General features: G+C 71.7%; 19 protein-coding genes. 7 read left to right on the top strand and 12 right to left on the bottom strand.

All coding sequences use genetic code 11. From position 1 onward, the window contains the following. Positions 1–17: 17 nt before the first annotated feature. Positions 18–1,667, top strand: a complete 1,650-nt coding sequence (locus ABT170_RS26495) for a glycoside hydrolase family 13 protein (protein ID WP_351871369.1) — start codon at positions 18–20, stop codon at positions 1,665–1,667. Between the two features lie 39 nt (positions 1,668–1,706). Then, positions 1,707–2,270 carry a cysteine hydrolase family protein gene (locus ABT170_RS26490; protein WP_351871366.1) on the top strand — a complete coding sequence of 188 codons (564 nt, stop codon included), beginning with the start codon at positions 1,707–1,709 and terminating at the stop codon, positions 2,268–2,270. A gap of 180 nt (positions 2,271–2,450) precedes the next feature. Here the strand turns inward: ABT170_RS26490 and ABT170_RS26485 are convergent, their stop codons facing one another. The 8 genes from ABT170_RS26485 to ABT170_RS26450 all read right to left on the bottom strand — a co-directional run bounded on the left by ABT170_RS26485 (position 2,451) and on the right by ABT170_RS26450 (position 12,959). Then, a complete protein-coding gene (locus tag ABT170_RS26485; protein ID WP_351871363.1) occupies positions 2,451–2,750 on the bottom strand; it encodes a hypothetical protein in 300 nt (99 codons plus the stop codon). Positions 2,751–2,817: 67 nt separating this feature from the next. After that, a complete protein-coding gene (locus tag ABT170_RS26480) occupies positions 2,818–4,437 on the bottom strand; it encodes a glycerophosphodiester phosphodiesterase family protein (RefSeq protein ID WP_351871361.1) in 1,620 nt (539 codons plus the stop codon). After that, entirely contained in the window at positions 4,434–6,977 is a 2,544-nt protein-coding gene (locus ABT170_RS26475) for a S8 family serine peptidase (RefSeq protein WP_351871358.1), read from the bottom strand. The genes ABT170_RS26480 and ABT170_RS26475 overlap by 4 nt, the downstream gene beginning before the upstream one ends. 48 nt (positions 6,978–7,025) lie before the next feature. Then, entirely contained in the window at positions 7,026–8,327 is a 1,302-nt protein-coding gene (locus ABT170_RS26470) for a hypothetical protein (protein ID WP_351871355.1), read from the bottom strand. After that, positions 8,320–9,528 carry a nucleoside phosphorylase-I family protein gene (locus ABT170_RS26465; RefSeq protein ID WP_329943571.1) on the bottom strand — a complete coding sequence of 403 codons (1,209 nt, stop codon included), beginning with the start codon at positions 9,526–9,528 and terminating at the stop codon, positions 8,320–8,322. Before ABT170_RS26465 ends, ABT170_RS26470 begins: the two co-directional genes overlap by 8 nt. Positions 9,529–9,616: 88 nt before the next feature. Further along, positions 9,617–11,287: a GMC oxidoreductase gene (locus tag ABT170_RS26460; protein ID WP_351871352.1), complete on the bottom strand. Its 1,671-nt coding sequence runs from the start codon at positions 11,285–11,287 to the stop codon at positions 9,617–9,619. Then, positions 11,284–11,808 (bottom strand): gluconate 2-dehydrogenase subunit 3 family protein, encoded by a 525-nt coding sequence (locus ABT170_RS26455; RefSeq protein WP_329943573.1) that lies wholly within the window; start codon positions 11,806–11,808, stop codon positions 11,284–11,286. The genes ABT170_RS26460 and ABT170_RS26455 overlap by 4 nt, the downstream gene beginning before the upstream one ends. Before the next feature lie 2 nt (positions 11,809–11,810). Further along, positions 11,811–12,959, bottom strand: a complete 1,149-nt coding sequence (locus ABT170_RS26450; RefSeq protein ID WP_329943574.1) for an HAD family hydrolase — start codon at positions 12,957–12,959, stop codon at positions 11,811–11,813. 745 nt (positions 12,960–13,704) lie between these two features. Between ABT170_RS26450 and ABT170_RS26445 the strand changes: the two genes are divergently transcribed. Next, the gene (locus ABT170_RS26445; protein WP_329943575.1) at positions 13,705–13,959 is read left to right on the top strand and encodes a hypothetical protein; all 255 of its coding nucleotides are present in this window, start codon (positions 13,705–13,707) and stop codon (positions 13,957–13,959) included. A gap of 478 nt (positions 13,960–14,437) precedes the next feature. Further along, complete coding sequence (locus tag ABT170_RS26440; RefSeq protein WP_351871347.1) at positions 14,438–15,649, top strand: MFS transporter; 1,212 nt, start codon at positions 14,438–14,440, stop codon at positions 15,647–15,649. Between the two features lie 158 nt (positions 15,650–15,807). On the opposite strand, the gene ABT170_RS26435 is transcribed toward ABT170_RS26440, so the two are convergent. Together ABT170_RS26435 and ABT170_RS26430 are read right to left on the bottom strand one after the other, a co-directional pair. Beyond that, a complete protein-coding gene (locus tag ABT170_RS26435) occupies positions 15,808–16,710 on the bottom strand; it encodes a PaaX family transcriptional regulator C-terminal domain-containing protein (protein WP_351871344.1) in 903 nt (300 codons plus the stop codon). Beyond that, the gene (locus ABT170_RS26430) at positions 16,707–17,435 is read right to left on the bottom strand and encodes a GNAT family N-acetyltransferase (RefSeq protein ID WP_329943578.1); all 729 of its coding nucleotides are present in this window, start codon (positions 17,433–17,435) and stop codon (positions 16,707–16,709) included. The genes ABT170_RS26435 and ABT170_RS26430 overlap by 4 nt, the downstream gene beginning before the upstream one ends. A gap of 118 nt (positions 17,436–17,553) precedes the next feature. On the opposite strand from ABT170_RS26430, the gene ABT170_RS26425 reads away from it, so the two are divergent. The 3 genes from ABT170_RS26425 to ABT170_RS26415 all read left to right on the top strand — a co-directional run bounded on the left by ABT170_RS26425 (position 17,554) and on the right by ABT170_RS26415 (position 21,511). Then, a complete protein-coding gene (locus ABT170_RS26425; protein WP_329943579.1) occupies positions 17,554–18,816 on the top strand; it encodes a DUF418 domain-containing protein in 1,263 nt (420 codons plus the stop codon). A 65-nt stretch (positions 18,817–18,881) separates the two neighbouring features. Then, entirely contained in the window at positions 18,882–19,628 is a 747-nt protein-coding gene (locus ABT170_RS26420) for a YqeB family protein (protein ID WP_351871340.1), read from the top strand. 221 nt (positions 19,629–19,849) lie between these two features. After that, a complete protein-coding gene (locus ABT170_RS26415; RefSeq protein WP_351871337.1) occupies positions 19,850–21,511 on the top strand; it encodes an AMP-binding protein in 1,662 nt (553 codons plus the stop codon). 56 nt (positions 21,512–21,567) lie between these two features. On the opposite strand, the gene hemC is transcribed toward ABT170_RS26415, so the two are convergent. Together hemC and ABT170_RS26405 are read right to left on the bottom strand one after the other, a co-directional pair. After that, complete coding sequence (hemC, locus tag ABT170_RS26410) at positions 21,568–22,503, bottom strand: hydroxymethylbilane synthase (RefSeq protein WP_351871334.1); 936 nt, start codon at positions 22,501–22,503, stop codon at positions 21,568–21,570. A gap of 334 nt (positions 22,504–22,837) precedes the next feature. After that, positions 22,838–23,419, bottom strand: coding sequence for a GNAT family N-acetyltransferase (locus tag ABT170_RS26405; RefSeq protein WP_329943583.1), 582 nt, complete (start codon positions 23,417–23,419; stop codon positions 22,838–22,840). Positions 23,420–23,687: the final 268 nt, after the last annotated feature.

The raw sequence follows: 23,687 nt of genomic DNA, 5'->3' as shown, positions 1-23,687 counted from the left end.
CCCGAAAGGACCGTCACGTGGCAGCCCCTCACTCGCATCGCACCGACGACTGGTGGCGCGACGCCGTCATCTACCAGGTGTACCCGCGCAGTTTCGCCGACGGCGACGCGGACGGCACCGGAGACCTCGCGGGTGTCCGGGCGAGACTGCCCTACCTCGCCGAACTAGGCGTCGACGCGGTCTGGTTCACGCCCTGGTACCTCTCCCCGCTGGTGGACGGCGGCTACGACGTCGCCGACTACCGCGCCATCGACCCCGCCTTCGGTACGCTCGCCGAGGCCGAGAAGCTGATCGCCGAAGCCCGGGAGCTCGGCATCCGGGTCATCGTCGACATCGTCCCCAACCACGTCTCCGACCAGCACGCCTGGTTCCGTGCCGCGCTGGAGGCCGGCCCCGGCAGCCCCGAGCGGCAGCTCTTCCACTTCCGGCCCGGCCGCGGGGAGAGCGGAGAGCTCCCGCCCAACACCTGGCCCTCCCAGTTCTCCGGTCAGACCTGGACCCGCGTCGCGGACGGCGAGTGGTACCTGCACCTCTTCACCCCCGAACAGCCGGACCTCAACTGGGCCCACCCGGCGGTCCGCGCGGAACACGAATCCATCCTCCGCTTCTGGTTCGAGCGCGGAGTCGCGGGCGTAAGGATCGACTCGGCCGCCCTGCTCGCCAAGGACCCGGCGCTGGCGGACTTCACCGAGGGCGTCGACCCCCACCCGTACATCGACCAGGACGAACTCCACGACATCTACCGCTCCTGGCGCGCCATAGCCGACGAGTACGACGGTGTCTTCGTCGGCGAGGTCTGGCTGCCGGACTCCGAGCGCTTCGCCCGCTATCTGCGCCCCGACGAGCTCCACACCGCGTTCAACTTCAACTTTCTCGCCTGTCCCTGGGCCGCGGACCGGCTCCGCCGGACCATCGACGACACCCTCGCCGAGCACGCCCCCGTCGGCGCCCCCGCGACCTGGGTCCTGTGCAACCACGACGTGACCCGCACGGTCACCCGCTACGGGCGCGAGGACACCGGCTTCGACTTCGCCACGAAGGCCTTCGGCACGCCCACGGACCTCGGCCTCGGCACCCGGCGCGCCCGCGCCGCAGCGTTGCTGACCCTCGCCCTGCCCGGATCGGTCTACCTCTACCAGGGGGAGGAACTCGGTCTGCCCGAGGCCGACATCCCCCGCGACCGCATCCAGGACCCCATGCACGCCCGCTCCGGTGGCACCGACCCGGGGCGGGACGGCTGCCGTGTCCCGCTGCCCTGGAACGCCGAAGCGCCGTCGTACGGATTCGGCTCGACGTCCGAGCCGTGGCTGCCCCAGCCCCGGGACTGGTCCCGCTACGCCGTCGACCGGCAGCGCGCGGACCCCGGTTCGATGCTCACGCTCTACCGCGAGGCACTCCGGCAGCGCCGTACCGCCGGGGGCTTCGGCGACGGACCGCTGGCCTGGCTCCCGGCCGGCGACGGTGTCCTGGCCTTCACCCGCGCGCGTGGCCTGATGTGCGTCGTCAACCTCTCCGACGAGCCCGCCGCCCTCCCGGCGTACGGGCAACTGATCCTGTCCAGCGGCCCACTGGACGACGGGGGCCGGCTGCCCCGCGACACGGCGGTGTGGCTGCGCTCCCCGGCACCGGGACAGGCGGTGACCGAGGTGACGGGCAGAACTCCGTGATCATGCCGCTGCCCGCGGGGGAGCCGCTACCGTGACCCCATGTCACACGCTTCCGCGCTCCTCGTCATCGACATGCAGAACGGCCCGGTGGCCATCGCCCACCGGGCCGCCGAGACCGTCGCCGTGATCGCCGGCCTGCGTGAACGCGCCACAGCCGCCGGCATACCGGTCGTCACGATCCAGGACCGGGGTGCCGGGCTGGAGGCCGGGACCGAGGGCTGGCGGATCGTGCCCGAACTCGCGCCCGCCGCCGGCGAGAGCGTCGTCCACAAGAGCAGCCCGGACAGCTTCCTGGGCACAGACCTCGACACGGTCCTGAAGGCGCGGGGCATCACCGAGGTGATCGTCACCGGGTTCGCGACCGAGATCTGTGTGGACACCACGGCGCGACAGGCGCTGAGCCATGAGTACGACCTGGTGCTGGTCGCCGACGGACACACCACGTCCGTCCGGCCCGACAGCGGCGAGTACGCCGCGCCGGGGCGGTCGATCGCGCACCACAACGAGATCTTCCGGCACCTCGGCTTCCCCGGGAGGAGCATCCGCGTGCTCCCCGCGTCCGAAGTGACCTTCGCCGCGGCTGAGGAACTGGACAGCCCTTAGGGCGTGTGCCGACAGTGGCGCCGTGCGCCCGAAGGGCGGGGCTCACGCTGTCGGGTGCGTGCGATCACGAGGCGGAGGAGTGGTCCCCCTCGGGGGGGCTTCCACCACTGTCCGCCGCACCGACCCGTTTGCCGGGTCTCCCGCTCGCCGTATCCACTCGTTCATGAGCGGGGAACGCGATTACTCCGTCGCCCGGGGGCCGCTGCTCCCCGGCCGGGGACGCGGTCGGCGGAGCATGATCATCAGGAACGCGGACACGGCGAGCGCGGTCCCCAGTACGACGGCCGTACGGGCCGTGATGTCGATGACGTGCCACATGGTGCTGGTCTCCGGCCGGCATGTCGGGTCGCAGTTCCAGGACGTCGCCCAATGCCCCGTCGCGGACCAGCCGGCGGCCAGGCCGAGCCCGAACAGCGCCGCACCGGACCAGAACATCCTGCGGGCCGCGAGCAGGTATCCGCGCGAGTGGGTGTCGACCATGGGGCCACGGTCCCAGGCGCCGGGGCCGTGAGGCAATACGACGAAAGTACGCCCGGAGCCGGCGTGTTCAGGGGTAGCTCGTGATGCGCAGGTCCCGGAAGACGAACTCATTGGCCCGTATCGGTACGTAGCGCGTCGGATCGGCCGCGTCCTCCTGGCGCCACCGCTTCCCGGAACACCGCAGGTGCACGGTCTCGTTCATGGAGTCGTTGCGCACCGTCCCCACGCACACCCAGTCGTGGGCGTCGACGTCGTTGCGGGTGTACGCGGCGAAGCAGGCGCCGCGCCGCTCCAGCCGCAGCCTGGCCGCGAGTACGCGCCCGTCGCCGACGGGCGGACCGTACTGGTTGGTGTCGTAGAGCGTCCCCAGGTTCCAGTTGATCCGGTAGCCGTCGTCCTCGTCGTGCTCGGCGCCGACGAACGGCGGTGCGCCGTGGGGGTCGTAGAAGGCGTCCTTGTCCCGGAAGGAGCGCGGGAACCACGGCGAGCCGTCGTCGTTGTACGGCGGGCGGTGTGTGCCGGGGTCCGCGTTGACCACCGCCATCTCGCACATGGTGGCCTGGGCCGCCACGGCCGACTCGACCCGCACCTCGGCGGCGAAGTCGCCGCGCAGACCGTGGACCACGCCGAAGCCGCCGCCGCTGTAGAACGGCCAGTCGCCGAGGGCGTCCCAGGTGCGCTCCTCCAGCTCGGCGAGGCGGCGCTCGACCGGGTCGGCGGGCCGGGGCGGCTGGGGGTCGCCCGTGTAGGGGGTGATGCGAACGTGGATGCCGTCGTCCTGGAAGACATGGCAGTACGCATTGGCCTTGGCGTAGCCGAGCGCGAAGCGGCGGGTGTCGATGTGAGTGCCGGCGAAGGTCTCGTCGAGCCGGCGGGTACCGGGGCGAAGGGTTTCGGCGGTGTCGAAGGTGGACTCCGTACCGACGGCCCACGTATACGGCTGCGCGGCGGCGAGCGCGAAGTCGTCGCTGCCCCGGTCGGCCCGGGGCAGAACCAGGACGCCGAGCCGTACGTCCCCCGCGTGGCGGGCCTCGCCGATTCGGAGGCCGAGGCCGGTGGGCCCGCCGTCGGGGCCGACCAGATCGTCGAGGCCGGCGAGGACCAGGTCGAGAGACCCGGCCCGGAGCGCCGCGTCCAGCACGCCCGGGTCGGGGCCGGTACCGGCCCCGTGCATCGTGGGTCCGGTCAGCGCGGTGCCCACACCGAGGTCGAGCCCACGCGCGTGGCGCAGCAGAGCGGGGTCGGACGCGGCGACGACGAGACGTGCGGTGGCGGCCCGGCGGGTGAAGACGTCCATGACGGCGGCGACGGTGTCCGCGCCGCCGGTACTCACCCGCACCACATAGGTGATGTCGTCGGGCAGGGCGTCGAGGAGGTCGTCGAGGGCCTCGGCGCGCACCGGCGCGTGGCCCCGGGGCCGGTAGCGGAAGTGCGGGGAGCCGCGCGGTCTGAAGGCCGCGCTCAGGTCGAGCGCGCGCAGTCGGGTGAACGTGAGTTCGCCGACGGTGGCCGTGGAGCCGGCCTGACGGGGCAGCCCCTGATCGGAGCCGGGTACGACACGTCCGTCCGCGGTCACGGCGACGTCGAAGACGAGGATGTCGGCGCCCTGGACGTAGGCGGACGTCAGCGCGGTACGGGTGTGGGGCGGGGCGTGCACGGCGTTGCCGCCGACCGCGGCGATCCTCATGGTGTCGTCAGCTCCTCTTCGCCGATCGGGCCGGCGGCGCACACCGCGTACCCCTGTGGAGGGAAGGGCGTGTTCTGCGCGAACACCTTGATCGAGTAGGTGCCGGGCGCCGGGTTGCCGATCCGGACGGCTTCGACCGTGTTGGCGCGGTCGAGCGGGAGGCCGGTGAGCTGCGCCACGGCGTTGCGGTCGAAGCCGGGGACCTTGTTGTAGGTGTGCTCCTCGTTGCCGACATGGATGGTGCCGTCGGGTGTGGTCACCGCGAGGTCGAGGTTGTTCTGCACGGCGTTGCCGGGGCGGTCGGTCCAGGCCAGGACGACTCTCAGGTCGTCGGTGTGGGGGCCGTCCGGCACGGTGAGGCGGTAGGTGCGGCTGCCGCGGCGGGTGCCCTCCGGGTCCGCGAACGCTTCGAGCGCGCCGGGGTCGGCGTCGGACAGATCGGCCCATACGAGCCGGCGGTCCGCCGGCGCGTCGGGGGTGGGCAGGACGATGGTCAGGTCCAGCCGTCCGAAGCCCTGGTCGAAGTCGGGGTAGCCGAGATCCTGTGGGGTGTGCGGCGTACGCAGCGAGGGCAGGCGGCGGGTCGCGGCGATGAGGACGGCCTTCATGAGCGCGGCGGAGGGCGACGTGAGCCGGCGGACCTCGCGCAGGTACTGCCGGAGGACGGCGGCGGCACCGGCGACGACGGGAGCGGCCATGCTGGTGCCGCCGATGTACATGTAGTGCCCGTCGTGGTCGGGGTAGTCACGCCAGGGCAGCCGCGGGTCCATCCGCGCGCTGCTGCTGCGGGCCGAGAGCACGAAGGTGCCCGGGGCGAGCAGGTGCGGCACGACACTGCCGTAGTCGCTGGGGCCCCGGCTGCTGATCGCGGCAGGCAGGTCGGGGTTGCCGCACACATGCTCGCCGCCCGCCGGCGGCAGCGGGAACTGGGGCTGACGGAAGCGGTTCCAGGTCAGGTCGGCGAGGCCGTCGTTGTCGCGGTCGGTGGTGCACGCGCCGACGGTGAGCGCGTTCTTGGCGGTGGCGGGGGTGCCGCAGGTGTTGAACTCGTGGGTTCCCTTGGGAGCGACACCGCTGTTGCCGGCCGCGACGATGACGAGGACGTCGGGATGCTCGGCGACGAAACGGTCCACGGCCAGCGAGTACTGGTCGTAGGTGCCCGACAGCGGGTTGCCCCAGCTGAGGTTGATGATGTGGGCTCCCGCGTCGACGGCACGGGTGAGCATCGGGCCCAGACTGGGGCCCACGTGCAGTCGGTTGTCCTCGTCGAAGACGCGGAACACGGCCAGCCGGGCGCCGGGGGCGACACCGGTGATCAGGCCACCGCTGGCCGCGCCGGAGCCGGCGACGATGCCGGCCACATGGGTGCCGTGGCCGCAGAAGTCGAACGCCTCGCCGCCGACCAGGGATTCGTTGACGACGACGCGGTCGGCGAGGTCGGGGTGGGTGCCGTCGACGCCGCTGTCGAACACGCCGACGATCTCGTCCGTCCCGGTCCAGGGCACCGGGGCCGGCGGCTCGGCGGCGTCGGCCCGCGGGCCGACGCGGTCCACGCCGACCAGCCGGCGGGCATGGTCGGCATAGAGCAGCGGCGGCCGATAGGGGGAGACCTGACGGGTTTCGTCCCGGGCGGCGACGACGGCGAGCAGGTCGCGCCGCTGGTCCCCGGTCAGGTCGGTGCGAAAGCGCAGCATGACATCGACGGCGGCGAGCACCTCGACGCCGGGCGTGGCTTCGAGAACGGGCCGGAGCGTGGCGAGGTCGAGGGGATCGTGCACAAGAACGTCGAACGTATCGAGGTGGGGGTCCGGAGCGGCGACGCCCTCGTCGGCGAGCAGCCGCGGACCGGCGGCACGGGGGGCGTCCGCGGCGAGCGCGTCGTCGAGCGCGGGCGTGACCGTGTCGGCGAGGCCCCACGGGCGCACCGCGGTCACCCACGGCAGGCCGGCGACCAGGTCGCGTTGCCCGGGGGTGAGGCGGAGCCGGTAGGTTCCGGGCGGCTGAAACTGGATGACGTGGGCGCCGATCCCGGCGAGGACGGCGCGGCGCGTCCGGTCCAGCGGTCCTCGCAGACGTACCAGATAGGTGTTGTGGTCCGGCTCGCCCGACGGGACGGGAAGGGGCACCGCGCCCTCCGTACCGGCCGCGTCCTGGGCGTACGCGTCCACGGCACGTTCGGTGAGGTCCGCCACGAACTCCGGGTCCGGTGCCACCCGGTCGGTGGTGCCGGAGGAGGCCGCCCCGCGCGGAGGCAGCATGCTCTGCGGGCCGTCACTGCCGGGCGGGGCGTCCGCCGCGGTGGGCTCGTTCCGGGCCGCGAGTTCGGCTGTGAGGTCGGCGCGGACGTCGACGATGCGGCCGGCGGCGCGAAGCCGGGCGATCCGCTCCCCGGAGGTCTCGGCGAGGACGACCCCCTGGTAGCGGTGCGTCCGGTCCCCGAGGATCTCCTCGATGCGCTCGGCCTCCGGGTCGGTGTCGAAGTAGACGGTGATGCGGTACTGCCTGTCGGGGGCTCCCTCGGGGTCGGCTCTGCCGGACATCGTGGTCTCGCTTTCGGAGGGTGGTGGCGCTGACGGGGCGTTTCGGTGTCAGTCCTCCCGGTCGTCGGTGTGTGCCCAGACCTCGGCGACGGGCGCCGCCCGCTCGGTGATCCCGTCGAGCAGCCGCAGCTGGGTGCGTTTCTCCGCCCCGACGGGCGCCGTTGTGCCGGCGAGCAGGGCGGGGCCGCCGCCCGGGAGCGGTGTGAGCACCTCGGCGTACGGGCACGGGCCGATGTCGAGCAGAGGACAGAAGGAGCACGAGCCGCGGGGGCGCGTCAGGTGCCCGATGCGTTCGTCGTGAGCCAGCCGGCCGGAGCGGGCCTCGTGCAGGAGCTGTTCGACGAGCAGCGGCCGGGCCCGCGCGTAGTCGTCGGGGTGTCCGGTGGGATGCGGGGCGAAGAGCACCCGGGCGTCGAGTTCCTCGCCGTCGTCGAGAGTGCCGTAGGTGAGCCGGATCTCGGTCGCCATCAGCTGCGCCATGGGGGTGTCCGGAGCCGGTACGGGCGTCAGGCGGTCGCCGAGTTCGCCGGTGAACGCGTTCGCGGTGCTCTGCCCGAGCACGAGGATCACGGCCGGCAGCGACTGGAACATCTGGCGCAGCAGATGGCGGCGGGTGCGGAAGCACTCACCGACGATCCCGACGCGCTGGTCTTCGGTCATCGGCGGAAGACCGGGGTCGTCCGGATCGCCGCGGGTGGTCCACTTGGCCGAGGCGCAGGCGACCATGTTGCCGTACGACAGATCCTCGCCGACGGCGAGCGTGCCCCGGTCGAGGCCCAGTTCGGCGCCGAGGGCGTCCAGCAGCCGCTGGTAGACGAGGTACATGCGCTGGGGCTGCTCGCGGACCGGGATCCCCCGGCGGCCCCGCGCGTCCTTCGGAACGCTCAGCGGGACCCCGGCCAGGGGGTCGTCGTCGGGGCCGCCGCCGAAGGCGCGGTACGCGTCCTCGGGCAGTTCGGGCTTGAACACCCCTCGGTGCCGGAAGTAGTGCGCGTACTGGCGCACGGAGTCGAAGTCGGGGGTGAGCGAGCCGTGGCTGTCGGGCCACCAGCCCGGGAGGTTGGGGTTGATGCCGACGGCGAGGATCGGGGCCTTGCGGCAACCGGACAGCGGTTCCGGCAGCGGGGTCATCCGGCCCGTGTAGTGCGAGGGCCGCACGATCGAGGCGTCCGGCGGTGGCCCGTCGGCGTCGTAGTCGTACGAGTGATACGTACCCCACGAGCGGAAGTACGCGCACGGATGTGCTCCTGGTCCGGCGTACTGCGAGGTGCGCAGCGCATTGCACGGCATGAGCTCGAACAGCAGCTCGACCTCGATGGGGAGCCGGGTGACGGCCGGCGGGTCAGGCATCGTCGAAGCCCGTCTCGGAGAGTCCCGCGAGCAGGCCCCAGGTGGTGAGCGCGCCGCAGACGCTGGTCCAGTAGCCGTACGACTCGTAGTAGGCCACCGCCCACATGGTCTGCTGGTTGAGGCGGAACTCGCGAGTGGGGAGTTCGCCGTTGATCTGGGGGTCGGACATGTTGCGGACCACCACCCAGTCGGGCACGTGGTCCGAACCCGCGTCGGTGAGGTCGGCGCAGGCCAGTCCGAGCGCCGCGTCGCCCATCTCGACGGCCGCTCCCTCGTGTTCCAGCCCGTTCGTGGACGTGCCGTACTCGAAGTAGTCGGTGGTCAGGATCGGGTGGAACTCGGGCATGTCCCGCGCGCCCTGCTCGATGCGGACGGTCGGCTCGTTGTCGGGCGGCACGAGCAGTGGACCGACGAAGGGGAAACGGGTGGACGGCGGGCCGAACGGCGGTTCGGTGAGCCGGTCGGAGAAGCCGCGCATCAGTTTCTGCGCCTCGTCGATGCGGCCGAGCGGGAGGGCCCAGTCGCACTGGAAGGCGCGGCCGTTGAACTCATCGTTGCGAAACTCCTTCTGGCAGCGGAACTTCGCCGCGCGGGTGACCACCACATCGCCCAGGGGGAACTCTCCGAAGACGCTGCCCGAGGTGCCGATGGTGGCGATCACCCGCGGCCGGACCTCCTCGATGATCTGCTCGAAGAAGTCCCGGACGGGCAGGGTGGCGGTGCCTTCACCGGTCTTGAGACCGTCCTGGTTGAGGTGGAGTTCGGACTTCACGCACAGCACGTCCAGGTCGCCGAGCTTGACGGGGAAGTACGAGCCCAGGCGCGGTGGGCGGGCGGAGAGCGAGGGCGCTCCGCCTCTGATGAGGGGCCGGTAGTGCTCCTCGAAGCGGCGTGTGTACCGATACCAGCGCAACCGCCCGAATCCCTGGGTGAACACATCGGCGAGCGCGTTCTGTTCGGCGACGGTCCAGGTGATCACGACGATGTCCGCGCGAGGCAGCGCGGCATCGGGGGACGGCTCGACGTCGAACGGCTGGGGGACGGGCGCGAGCCCGTCGGGGAAGACGATCCCGAGATCGGCGGCGAGGACGGGGCCTTCCGGCGCCGCGGCCAGGTCGGGCGACAGTTCGAGATCCGCCTGGGTGACCCCGGCGGACAGCAGTGCGCGGGCGATGTCGACTCGCTCGTCGAGGGTGTCCATGATGCTGCCTTTCGAATCGTTTCCCGGTTCGTCGGGAGTCGGTGCGCGGGTCGCTCGGTGTGCCGGTGGCTCGTCGGGGACCTGCGCCTCAGCCGGGGTCCGGGAGCTGCTCGCACACCCGGTAGGCGTTGGCGAGGAGCGTCAGGGTGGGGTTCGAGGCGCCGGCGGTCGGCATGAACGCGCAGTCGAGGACATACAGTCCGGAGACGGTGTGCGACTGGCAGTTCTCGTCGAGTACGGAGGCGTCGGGATCGGTGCCGGCGCGCAGCGTGCCCTGTACGTGCCCGTAGCCGGGGTTCTCCGCGCCGGGAACGTCGTAGCCGCGCAGCTCGCCGCCCGCCTCCCCCATCACCCGCACCACACGATCGATGGCGTAGCGGGCCGCGGCCAGATCGTAGCCGTGGTGGCGGTACCAGATCCGGGCGGCGGGCATGCCCCACGGATCGGTGACGTCGGGGTCGAGTTCGACCCGGTTGTCGTACAGGGAGAGCGCCTCGCCCGTGAAGGAGAAGTAGACGCCGCCCTGGTGACGCAGTTCGTCGAGGTAGGTGTAGAGATCCTCGCCCCACAGGCCGCCGCGGTCGGGTCCGAGCGCGGCGCCCTTCACGAGCCGGACCGGCGGCACACAGGTGTAGGGGTCGTACACGGAGAACTTGCCGGCCTTGGTGACCGGGGTGGCGGGGTCGTCGACCACGTACAGGTCGCGCAGCTGAAGGGAGCCGATCGCGGTGGAGGGCTGTCGGTCACCGCCGCCGGTCCACACGGGCTGGAGGGGGAGGGTGAGTTCGGCGCTCCCGTGGGTGTGATACGTCAGATAGTGGCCGATCATCCGGTTGGGGTCGGGCACCTGCGACACGAGGAACAGCCGCGCCGACTCGATGGTCTGGATGGACACCACCACCTGGGACGCCCCCAGGAACCGTTCGGGCCCGCCCGGCTCGGTGCGGTACATCACGCCGCGCACCCGCCCGCCCTCATGGACGAGCCGGGTCACGCAGTGTCCGGTCAGCAGGTCGCACCGGCCGGTGGCCAAGGCCCGCTGGAGCACGGTGTTCAGCGCCGAGGCCCGTGAGTTCAGACCGCACCCGAAGAACTGGTTGAAGCCGCAGAACGAGCAGGCCGGACGGCCGTCGTGGACCCGGGAGTTGATGGCGCGGGGCCCGAGGTAGGGCCGCATTCCGGCACGGCCGAACGCCTCGGTCAGGAACGGCACGGCCGCGTGCGGGCGCAGCGGCGGCATCGCGTAGTCGTAACCGGCCCGGATGGGTTCCTGAGCGGGGGACTGGCGGGCCCGCCCCGAGACGCCCCATTCGTACTCGGCCCGCTCGAACCACGGCTCGAACTCGCGATAGCTCCAAGGCCAGTTCACCATGTCCGCGTCGGGCGGCACATCATGCAGGTGGTCCAGGACGCGGAAGTCCTCCTCGGTGTAGCGGGGCACGTTGGCGTCCCACACGTTCGTCGCCCCGCCGGCCATATTGATGTTCCACCAGCGCTCGACGCGGGTGGGCCGGTCCTGGGCCGGGCCGGCCATATAGATGTTGGGGTCGGTGTCGCGGTGCGGGATGAGCGTCTTGTGCGTATGGAAGTGGAGTTCGTCGTACGGAAGGAAATCGTCGGAGGCCGGGAGCGGGCCCTTCTCCAGCACGGCGACCCGGCGTCCTCGCGCGGTGAGCACGCGGGCCGCGGTGCCGCCGCCCGCGCCGGCTCCCACGACGATCACGTCGTATGCGCCGGGTGCGTCGGTCGTGGCGGTCATGAGCCCTCCCCGGGCCGGCCGGCGGTCATGATGGTGGGGCGGGTGAAGGGTTCGGCCGGTGTGAGGTAGCCGTACCAGCGCCAGATCACCCCATCGTGGTTGCCGCCCCAGCGCGGGTCCCCGAAGCAGCCCTCGATGCAGTGGGCCCGCAGCAGGGCGAACGCGGCCGGCTGGGCGAGAGCGTCCGCGGGCCAGGCGGGCAGGGTCCCCGCGGCCAGGTCGCGCAGCAGCACGGTGGCCTCGGCCCGGTCGAGCGCGGCGACGCCGCGTCCGGCGTGCGCCTGTCGCGCGGCGGTGTCGAGAGCGGCGAGCAGCACCGGGTAGGCCAGGCGCCACGCCGGAATCTCCGGATGGGTCCCGGGGCCCATGGCCAGGAGCCGGTCGACGTATTCGGCGGCATCGGCGTCGGCCGCGCCGGGCCGTCGGGGGCCGCCGGGCAGGATCGCGTCGAAGAGCACCTCCACGGCCTGCCGCTGGTCCGTGTCGAATCCGCTGGTGTCGGGCGGTCGAAGGATCCACATGGTCAGCCCTTTCCGGCGATCGGGGTCGCCCCGTCCGCCCGGTCCGCCCCGTCGGCCCCGTCCGTGTCGTCCGCGCTGTCCGCGTTGTCGAGGGCTTCTTCCGCCGCGCTGACGATCGCCGCGTAGGGTCCGATGTCCGACGGGCCGGTGTGGCGGACGATGCCGAGCACGGTCGCGTCGTCCGCGTCGGTGAGGTAGCGGCCCAGCTCCGGATACAACTCGTCGTTCTCGCGCACCGCGTGCGACCGGAAGAGCAGGACGAAGCCCTCCGTACAGCGGCGGAAGTCGGAGATCGCGTAGGAGATGTCGCCGGGGTCGTCGTTCTGGATCCGTTGCCAGGCGACGCGGATCGCCTCCCAGTAGGCGCGGGCCTGCTCGTGCTGGTCGAACATCCAGCGGGCACGGTCGGGCGGCATACCGCGTGCGACGGCCAGTGGCACGATCGCTTCCTCGGCCTTCAGGTGCGCCTGGTCCGCGAAGTCGGTGAGCGTGCAGACGAACATCCCCATCGCGGTGCGTACGTGCGGCGGGATGTCCTGTGCCCGGTGCGCCGAGTCGAGCGCGCGGACGATGCGGCTGCCGCACACGAGGATGCGTTCGCCCAGCAGATGCTCCTGTTCGAGGAACTCCTCGAAAGCCCGGCCGCTGTCGCGGACCGACATCCCGTGCCGCGTGATCACCGCGGGCTGGAACTCCTTGCCGGGTGGCGACGGTTTGAGCATGCCCCGCATGCCGGCCGCCTGGGCGGCGAGGACCTCGATGAGGTTCTCCCCGACGAACAGACACCGCTCGATCGGCACGCGCATCTGATCGGCCGCGAACCGGTAGATGGCGGGATCGGGCTTGTCCAGTTTGGCCTCGTGATTGATCACGATGCCTTGAGGGTCCAGGATGTCGGCGAGGTGGACGACGCTGCCGTTGCGTTCGGTGACGACGGCCTCGGCGATCATCCGATGTCCCTGCTCGGCGCTGACCTCCGTGGGCAGGTTGGTGATCACACCGACCCGCAGTCCCACCAGATCCCGCACGGCGTCGAGCAGCTTCTCGGTGCTGGGCCGATACAGCGCCAGATGACCGGGCCGGTCGACGTCTCCGAGGGTGTCGCGCAGGTCGAAGAAGACCACGTCGCAGTCGACGCTGGTGACAGGCATGAGTCGGCCCCTTCCCTGGCGCTGTACATGCGACCCGGACGCGACATCGTGGGGCGGCGTGCCGGGGGCGCGTTCCGGAGCATGGGGCGCATCGCGTCTTCCGGGCGCCCCGGCCGAGGACGCCATGGCTGCCCCAACGCGCTGTGCCGGCGCGCGACATGCCCGTATGCGACACGTGCGTACGCGACACGTGCGTACGTCGGAGTCCCGCGCCGGGCACCGAGCAGATGCGAGGGCGTTCGGTTGCCGGCGCTCCAGCCTCGTCGACCGCCTCGATACGCGGCGGCTCATGGGACGCGCAAGCAGGCGCCGGTGGCCGCGAGTTGAGGGCCGCTCACCCTCCTGGGGGCTGCCGGCCGACGGCTGCTCCGCCGGAGCGCTGTCGGTGAGGATCCGCCCGAATTCTTTGCTCAGATCTCCGGACCAGGAGATGAGTACCTTCATGGCGTCATCCCCTCATCCATGGTCGCCCTCGACCGGCGCCGCCGCCACTTGGCCGGGGGAGCGGCGAGGCCGCGCCGCGTCACCGCCCTGAGCGCGTCGGGTTTCCCCTCCCCGGGCGCGGAGCGCGCCCACCGCGCGGGATCGTGCGGGAACCCTCGGGCCGCGAGGCCCCAGGGACCAGCCGAAGGTGTGGTTTGTATCCGGTCGCCGGGGATGCGGGTGTGCGAACGTCCGACTCTGGTGTGGGCAGCACAGCAGTCCTTCCAACCGTGCTGGCCGAACCGAGGAGCAAGGAGCGGACATGGCTACGTACGAGACCGAGATTCACACCGGCGGGGGTGGCTGGCAGCCGGACGAGCCGCTCACGCTCTCCCTGGCCAACCGCGGGGAGGTCGTTCCCGAGGACGGTGCTCCCTCCACCGGCACGACCGTCACCTGGTCCAGCGACGCGGGGAACGGCAGCGTCACCTTCTTCGACGACGGCAGCTCGTTCCAGGGGGCCGCCCAGTTCCCCGGCGAGGGGCCGGTGGGCTACCGGGGGACGCGGGTCGAGTGACCCGCTGATCCGGCAGATGTGCGGGGCGGGCCCTGCCGGACACCCTGGCAGGGCCCGCGCGTCTCCACCGTCGCCGGCACCGCTCGCCGAACGCGCCGTGTCCCACCGCGCCGTTGCCGCCGCGGTGTGCGGCTCGCGTCGGTCCGGCGGTGGCCGCCGCAGCACCACGGAGGCGGGGTTCGCCGGCGGACGGGGTCACGGGCGGGGAATCGCCCCGGTCGGCCCGGACATCGCCCCGCGTGGGGCACGGTCATCGCCCCGCGTGGGGCACGGTCACGAGGATCGCCCCGGGGCGGCGCGGAGAGCGCCTGCTAGCCTCTTGGGATGTTCATCGTGATGTTCATCTGACGGTCCTGGGTCTCTCCCGCCCAGGTTCTGATCCGTCGAGGGTGTGGTTCTCCATGCCCTCCGGACCTCGGCAACCGTCGGATCCCGGCGACCGCGCACGACGCCGGTCGCGCATCATCGGAGCTTCTTCGTGCTCACAGTTCTTCTCCTTCCCGGCGCGCTTCGCGCCTTCCTCCCCGCCCTGATCGGCCGGTCCGCCCTCGCGATGGGCGGTCTGGCGCTCCTCCTCGCGGTCCAGGACAGTACGGGTTCGTACACACAGGCCGGTTTCGCGACAGCCGTGTTCGGGATCGCCAATGTCGTCGCCGCCCCCTGGCGCGCTCGGGCCGTCGACCGTTTCGGCCAGCGCACCGCGCTCACCACCATGGCGTCGGGACAGGCCGCGGGGTTCGCCGCTCTCGCGCTCATCGCGGATGCGGAGGGAATCAACGCTGTCTGGTTCCTCGTTCTCAGCGCGGTGGTCGGGCTGACGGCGCCGCCTCTGGGAGCGGCGATGCGCATGATCTGGGCATCGCTCACCACGGCCGGTGACCAGCGGACAAAGGCGTTCAGTATCGACGCGGTGTGCGAGGAGCTGCTCTTCGTCGGTGGTCCCGTCATCATCACCGCGGTCATCGTGGCCGGCTCGCCCGGCGTCGGGCTCTGGGTGACCGCGGCAGCGGTTCTCCTGGGCACCGCGGCGATGACGTCCAGCGCGTCGTCGGGGGCCCTGCGGGGGACAGGAGGAGGCGGGGCGCGCGGTGATCGTCCGCTGCGCCGACCGGGGTTCGCCAGGGTGCTGATCGTTCTGCTGGGCGTCGGCGGTGTACTCGGTGTCGCGGAGATCGCGGCGCCGGCGGTCGCCGCGCAGCATGACGCCGTCCCGGCCTCGGGCTGGCTCCTGGCGGCCCTCGCCGGGGGAAGCGCTGTCGGCGGGGTCCTCTACGGGCAGCTGAAGCTCAAGTCGGGAATCGCGAAGAGGCTGTTCGTCCTGTGCGTCGGCATGGGACTCGCGGCGATGTTCGTGTCCCGGCTGGACACACTCGTTCTCTTCGGCGCGGGCCTCGCCCTTCTCGGCCTCTGCCTCGCGCCGTCGCTCATCACCGGGTACCTCATCGCCGACACCATCGTCCCGGAAGCCGGCCGGACGGAGGCGTCGACCTGGATCAACACCTCCGTGAACCTCGGAGCATCGCTCGCGTCGGCGGCGGCCGGAATCGTCATCGACGACTCCGGCGCCTGGCTCGCCCTCCTGCTCGTGGGAGTGATCGCCCTCGCGCTCGCCTCCGCCGTGCCGTTCACAGCGCTGCGCGGGATCGAGCTGTCGGCGGTTCCCGCTCCCGATCGCTGCGAGAAGGGCTGATCAGCGGTGTTACGGGCCGGGGGCGGGAGTGAGGCCCCCGGCCCGTACCGCGACGGCCCAACGCAACCGGCCGCTTACGCACGCGCCCCGGCACGCGCCCCGGCCGCGCCCATGATGCCCGCGGTCGCCGAGTTCGCCCTCGGGCTCGGTGCCGCGTATCACTGCCCGGCGGGCGGAGCGATCGCGTCGCCGTAGATACGGAACAGACGAAGCGGCGACGTGGGAGCGTCCTGGGCCGTGGGCAGGGCGCGCAAAGCGGTCCAGCACTCCTGGGCGAGCCGGCGGGCCCGACTGCCGGGCCAGGGCCGGGGCAGCAGTTCCGGGGGCAGGAGCGGGTCGGGTGTCATGGCGCGGGTGAATTCCGCGGCGAGTTCCACGGCCAGGGTGAGCTGCTCGGTCCCCGACAAACTCCCTGCCCGTGACAGGTGGCCGGCCGATGCGCGGGCGAAGTCGGCGAGGCGTTCGTGCCGGCCGGCGATCTCGTCCAGGGGCCATATGGCGGCTGCCAGAAGCCGGGGATCGTCGGTGTCACCGATGCGCAGGTCGGTGCTGGTGAGGAAGGTGACCGAATCGAGTACGCCGAGGTGTCGGGCGTGGGCCTCGACCAGTTCGGCGATGGGGTTGGCGCTGACGTACAGACCGCCCTGGACGGGCGCCGCGCCCAGATGCAGCAGGGCCTCCCGCAGGGCGTCGCGGGCGGTGCGGCGGGACTCCGGAACGGCGAAGGCGAACAGGTGCCAGGTGCCGTCCCAGGGGGCGAGACCGTGGTCCTGACGGTAGGCGTGGCGCACATGGTCGGCGTCGGGGGCGATGGCCCCGGTCGCTCCGGCGGCCACGGCCCGCAGTACGGCCTTGCGTCCCCGGCCCTCCTGGGTGAACCGGCCCTCGGTGACCAGGCGTTTGACGCACAGCCTGACCTGCTGGTCGGTCATGCCCAGGAGTCCGGCGACGGCGTAGAGCTCACCGGTGTCGACGGTGCCGTCCTCGCGGACCAGGGCATGCACCAGCAGCCGCGTCGGGATCTCCGGGCGGTCCGTCTCCGGTGTGTCCCTGTGATTCATCGAGTGCTTCCTTCGTTCGGGCCGTCGTGGCCGTCGTGGCCGTCGTGGCCGTCGTGGCGGTCCGCGTCGTCCGCGCCGTCTGGGTCTTTCAGGTCCTTCGGGGTGACAGGACGATGCATGGTGGTCACCGCGCCGAAGCCCATCAGTGTCCGCAGGAACGGGGTCCGCTGCGTGCGTACCGCGGTGAAGCCGTGGCGTTCGTACAGGGCCTTGGCGCGCGGGTTGACATCGACGACATCGAGCCGGACCCGGGAGCAGCCCTGTTCGGCGGCCACGGCGGCGACCTCGCGCAGCAGCATGCCGCCGATGCCGAGACCGCGGTGCGACGCCGCCACGCAGATGCCGTCCATCACGAGCTCGTCCTCGGCGGGCTTCCGCGTGAGAACGGCCAGGAGGGCCAGCCGCGGCACCCCTCGGAGCGGTCCGTAGCCGGACAGGACGTCACGCGCCGATCCGCCGGTCAGGGCACGGCCCGCGAGGTCGTATCCGGCGATGCCGACGACCCGGCCCTCGCTGTCGAGTGCGGTGATGCCCCGGTCATGGTGCAGATGGGACGCGAGGAACGCCTGACCCCTCAGAGGCGGTCCGAGGGCGATGCCGAGCTTGCGGCCGAACGCCTCCCAGTACAGAGCGGCTACCTGTTGTTCGGTTCCCGGGGGGACTTCCCGGCGCAGACGGGGGGTGCCACGGCCTCCCCGGCCCGTCGACTTCTGTGGTTCGCCCACGGTCGTCCCTTTCTCTCGGTGAAGGCCGTCGTGCGCTTTTCCATGCCCGACCCCTACCGCTGACTATAGTACGCTCGTCGCGAGAACGATCGTTTTGGTTTCGATAGTTTGGAGTCCCATGAGAGCCCGGTCGCGTACGGAGAACCCCTCGCGCTCCGTCCCCACGGCAGCGGAGCGGAAGCAGAGCGGCGGCGTGAGACTGGCGCAGGTCGACGCGCTGCGAGGCTTCGCGCTGTTCGGCATCCTGATGGTCAACATCACCTACATGGCCTCCGCCTACCACGGCACCGGCCTGGAGGACCCCGGTCTCGGCGGCCCGTCGAGCGACGTCGTCCGCGGGCTGGTGGCGGTCTTCTTCGAGGCCAAGTTCTTCCTGCTGTTCTCGTTCCTCTTCGGCTACAGCTTCACGTTGCAGATCGACTCGGCCGAACGGCGCGGCGCCCGGTTCGCACCGCGCTTCCTGCGCCGCCTGACCGGCCTGTTCGCGATCGGCGTCGTACACGCCGTCGTGCTCTTTCCCGGCGACATCCTCACCCTGTACGCCGTCCTCGGCCTGATCCTGTTCGCGCTGCGCCGTGTCCGGCCCCGCACGGCGGTGCGGATCGCCATCGCGTTGCTGTCCGTCACCGCCCTCGGATACGGGCTCCTCGCGCTCGCCGTCGGTCAGACGGGCGGGGGCGGCATTTCCCCGTCCACGGCCTCCGCCGCGGCACAGGCGACCGAGGCCCTGCGCGGCGGACCGGTATCCGTCATAGGTGCGCACCTGGAACAACTGCCGGACGTCGTCTTCCTGCTGGCCTTCTTCCAGGCGCCGTCCGCGCTCGCCGCCTTCCTGCTGGGCCTGGCGGCCGGGCGCCGACGGGCCCTCGCGGACCCCGAACGTCACCTGAAGCTCCTGCGCCGACTCCAGTGGGCCGGTTTCACGGTCGGGCTGCTCGGCGGCATCGTCTACGCGGACGCGAGCCTGAACCACCCCGAGACCGCGTACCAGCTCTTCGCCCTCGGCCTCGACGTCATCACCGCCCCGCTGCTCGCCGCCGCCTACGCGGCGACCGTGCTGCGCCTCGCTCATGGCCGCTACGGCCGGGCCGTGGTCACCACGCTCGCGCCGGCGGGACGGATGTCACTGACCAACTACCTCGGCCAGTCCCTGGTCTGCGCCCTGGTCTTCACCGGCTTCGGGGCCGCGCTGGTCGGCCGCGTCGCACCCATCGGCGTCGCGGGTATCGCCCTGGTGCTGTTCGCCGCGCAGACGGTCGCCAGCCGATGGTGGCTGCGACACCACGCCTACGGCCCGCTGGAGTGGCTGCTGCGCGCCTGGACGACGCTGTCGGTGCCGGCGTGGCGCGCGCGGGGCGCGGCCGGGTCATCCCGCCCGTGATTCTCCCGCCCATTGATTCCCGACCCGTCGCGAGAGGAAAGGTGCCCGGCATGACCGGCACGGACATGACGACTGTGATTCGGCAGAGAACGCTGGACCGGGTTCTGGTGGCGGCAGGATTCCCGGTCCTGGGGGCGATGGCCGGATGGCTGCTGAAACTCCTGGCGAACCGGGCGGCTTCCTGGCCCTGGATTCCGTGGGAGGGACCGGTCGAGCTCATCGACAACGCCCCCGAGCCTGCGGTGACGATCGTGCTCATGCTGATCGGGGCCCTGGCCGGAGGGATGGTCGTCCTGCTGGCCGAGCACGGCTATGTGACCGTCACCATCCAGAACGACCAGGTCACAACGGAACGCGGTGACTCCAGGCAGAGCGTCCCCCGGACCGCGGTCGACGCGGTGTTCCTCGACGGCAAGCGGCTGGTGGTGCTCGGCAGGAGGGGTGAGGAACTGGCCGTCGAGAGCAAGAACGAGGGCGCGGACCTGCCCGCCGCCAAGCGGCTCGCGGAGGGTTTTCGGAGCCACGGATATCCGTGGCTCCCGGACGGTGACCCCTACCGGGACGCGTACAGGCGGTGGGTCGAGGACATGCCGGGCCTCCCGGCCGGCGGAGATGCGCTGTTCAGGGCACGGGCCAAGGCTCTGGAGAAGGATGACGAGAAGAACATCGCGGAACTGCGGAAGGAACTGGCCGAACTCGGCGTGGTCGTGCGCGACGCGGACAAGAGACAGTGGTGGCGCCGCGTCCGTCGGACGGAGGGTGAGGTGAGCCGCGACGACCGCGATCAGCACCCGGACCGAGGCGCGGCCTGAGTTCGCCGCGCACCCCACACCGGCCGCGTCACGCCGCCGGGATTCGGCCGGATCACTTTCACGGGGTACGGGTGAACGGGTGATCCACCGAGCCGAAGTCCTTCGGCGGGCGGTGTCGCCGGCCGGCGCATGGGTTCGGCCTGAGTGAATGGGCACCCATCCGGACAGGGGAGCCGTCCGCGCTTCCGGGGCGAGCGAATGACGAAGCCTGGGGTTGTTCTGTGAGAGCTGCGTTGGATGCGGTCGGGCCGGACCCGGAGACCGCCCGCCGCTACCGTGAACAGGGCTGGTGGCGCGGTACGACCTTCTCCGACAGTCTGCGCGACGCCGCACGGCAGGACCCCGGAGCCACCGCCCTGCTCACCTGGCGGCGCCGCGAGAACCGGCTGATCAGCCTGACGTTCGCGGAGTTCGACGTGCGGGCCGACGCTGTCGCCGAGGCGCTGCGCGGACTCGGGGTACGGCGCGGCGATGTGGTGGCCTGCCGGCTTCCGTCCTGGTGGGAGACGGCGGTGCTGATGGTCGCCTGTCTGCGGGCGGGCGCGGTCGTGGCGCCGTTGCCGCTGCTGTTCGGCCCGTACGAGACGGAGCGGGTACTCGCCGCCACCGGAGCGGTCGCGTGTGCCGTACCGGACGAGTGGGGTGGTGTCGCCCACGCACGCGTGCTTGCCGAACAGTCGGGCCGGCTCCCGCGGTTGCGGCACCGTATCGTCATCGGAGACGCGGCCGACACCGGTGCGGTGAGCCTGCGGGGGAGCTTCGACGGTGAGCGCACGGCGGCCGAGCCCGGCGAACCGCTCGCGCCCGACGACGTGTGCGCGCTGCTGTTCAGCTCGGGAACCACCGGCCGGAGCCACGTGGTCGCGCACAGCTCGAACACGCTCCTGGCAGGTCTGTACGACCGGGGGCAGGTCTGCGCCTCCGGTCCTCCCGTATGCGCGACGACCGGAGGGCTGAACCACTCCAGCGGGTTCCGCCAGCTCATGCGCACCCTCGATCTGCGGACACCGGCCCTCTACAGCGACTGCCGGGACCCGGGCCGGTGGCTCGACCTCATCGCGGAGACCGGTGTCACCCACGTGCGGACCTCGCCCAGGAAGCTGCGCACCCTCACCGACGAACAGCGCCGCCGCCCGCGCGACCTGTCCCGGCTGCGCGTCGTCCACAGCCTGGCCGGCCCACTGCCGCCCCTGCTCCTGGCGGCGGCACGGGAGACGCTCTGTCCGGTGGTACTCAACACCTGGGGGATGACGGAGACCAGCAGCCTCATCTCCACCGGCCCGGCCGATCCTCCGCACAGGGCGGGCCGCAGCATCGGGGTGCCTCACGCATCGGCGGAGATCCGGCTGAGACCCGCACACGGGACCGGCGCCGGAACCGGGGCCGTTTCAGGGGAAGAAGGGGCGCGGCATGTCTTCCGGCTGGAGGTGCGCGGGCCGCAGGTGTGCCTGGCCACCCTCGACCGGGACACCCGCCGGGTGCTCTGGTCGCCGACGTGTGCCGACGGCTGGCTGGACACCGGTGACCTGGTGGGCCACGACGGTGAGGGCGGTCTGCGCTTCGTGGGGCGGGTCGCCGAACGCATCGGCGACCGGTGGCTGATCCCGGTCGCCGACGTGGAGCACGCGCTGCTCACGTACCCCGGAGTCCGGGACGCGGTGCTGGTGCCCTGGACGGACGCCGACGGCCACGAGGTACCGTGCGCCGTCGTCGTCGCTTCCGTCCTTCCCGATCTGCGTGCCCTGCGCGGCCATCTGACGGCCCGATACGGATTTCACGAGTCGTACCTGCCCGTCAGGGTCGAGAGGGTCACCGCCCTTCCCCTGACCGAACTGGGCAAAGTACGCCGCGGAGTCCTGGCGGACCGGCTGAGGACGGCATAGGCGTACGCCGCCGGACGACCTCGGCGGCGTGCGCCCGTGTGCGGCGAAGGGGCGGGTCAGTGGGCGATGCTGTCGATCAGGTCCCGTGCGCCCTGGCGCAGCAGCGCGACGGCGACGGACGTGCCCAGCGTGGCCGGGTCGAGCTGGCCGGCCCATTCGTGGGCGTTGAGGACGGTCTTGCCGTCCGGGGTGAAGACGCTGGCACGCAGGGAGAGATCCCCGTTGCGGTGGGAGGTGGCGTAGCCGGCGACGGGACTGTTGCAGTGTCCCTGGAGGATGTGGAGGAGCATGCGCTCCGCCGTGGTCTCGCGGAAGGTCCGGGGGTCGTTGAGGCCGCCGACCGCCTCGATGGTGGCGGAGTCGTCCTCACGGCACTGCAGGGCGAGGACCCCCGCGCCGATGGGCGGACACATCGTCTCGGGGGACAGGATCTCGGTGATCACGTCGGTACGGCCGATGCGCTGCAGGCCGCAGACGGACAGCAGCAGCGCGTCCGCCTCGCCCGCCGTGAGCTTGTCCAGGCGGCGGTTGGCGTTGCCCCGCAGCGGTACGCAGCGCAGGTGCGGGTGCGAGGCCGCGAGCTGCGCGACGCGGCGGACCGACGAGGTCCCGATCGTGGTGCCCGGAGGGAGTTCGTTCAGGGGGAGGCCGCCGGGATGGACGAGGGCGTCGCGCATGTCGTCGCGCTTGAGGAACCCGGTGATGACCATGCCCTCGGGCAGTGGCCGATCGGCGGGGATGTCCTTGGCGCAGTGGACCGCGAGGTCGGCCTCGCCTTCCAGTACGGCCGCGTCGACCTCCTTGGTGAACGCGCCCTTGCCCTCGACCTCGGAGAGGTCGCTGAGCCAGGTGTCGCCCGTCGTGGTGACCGGAATGAGTTCGGTCGTGAGGTCAGGGGCCAGCGAGGCCAGTCCGCTGCGCACGCGTTCCGCCTGGGCCAGGGCCATCGGCGAGTCACGGGTGGCGATACGGATCAGTTTGGGGAGTGACATGACGCTCACGATAAGGATCCATATCCGCAATTGAGCGCCAAATCCGGCTGGTCATTCGGGTGGTGTCCGGCCACCGCCCCTGTCCGCCCGCTGCCCTGCCTGCCTGCCCGGCCGCCCGCCTGCCTGCCTGCCGGTCGAGCATCCCGCGCCCCGGGCGGATCTTCCGGGTTCACGACCCGCGGGAACTGTTCGGGCTGCCCACCGGCGACCCCCGATCGACGTCACCCGCTCCCGCCCGGGAGGACCGGTCCGTCAGGGACTGCTCGACCGACCCGGACGCGGCCCCTGCCGAACGCGGCCCCTACCGGGCGTGGCCGTTACCGGAAGCGGACTGTTACCGCACTTCGTGGGGCGGCATCGGCACAGCCGACGGCCGCCACTCCCGCCTGATCAACCCGAACACCCACGAGTCGGATACCTCGCCGTTCACGACGCAGTCCTCCCGCAACGTCCCTTCACGCACGAATCCGATCTTCTCCAGGACCCGGGCAGACGCCACGTTGCGCGTATCGGTCTCAGCCTGAACCCGATTCAGGTCCAGTGCGTCGAATGCCCATGTCAGCACGGCATGCGCGCTCTCCGTCGCGAAGCCGTTGCCCCACATCGCATCGTCGAAGCAGTAGCCCAACGACGCGCTGCGGTAGTCCGGGTTCCATCCGGTCAGACCGCACCAGCCGACGAAGGCCCCGTCGGAAGCACGGTCGATGGCCACCCGCGCCCCGGTGCCCTCGTCCGCCACCTTTCGGCACATCGCGATGAAGCGCGCGGCGCGGGCCTGTTCGTTCCACGGCGGGGAGTCCCAATAGCGCATCACATGGGTGCTGCTGTGCAGCGCGAAGAGGGAGTCCGCGTCGGCGTCGGTGAAGGGGCGCAGTCGCAGGCGGGCGGTGCGCAGCGTGGGGGTGGCCAGAGTCATGCGCACCATCTTGTGTCCTCATGGGCGGGCAGAAAACCGAATATCCGATCCCGGTCCGGCCCTCACGGCCGAGGCACCGCCTACCAGCGGATCTGGCACGCCTTCGACCAGCGAACCGGCCAGGCATTCGGGGTCCGTGAACGGCACGACTCCGGCCTGCCGTCGACGGTCCGGACAGGGACGTCACCCGCGGCCGTCCCGGACGCCAGGACTTTCTCACCCGACCCGGAACGGGCCACTACGGGAACGGACCTGACGCCCTCTGGGT

The organism is Streptomyces sp. NPDC001787 (assembly GCF_040297465.1).
Lineage (GTDB): Bacteria > Actinomycetota > Actinomycetes > Streptomycetales > Streptomycetaceae > Streptomyces.
This window is presented reverse-complemented; position numbering and strand designations above follow the sequence as displayed.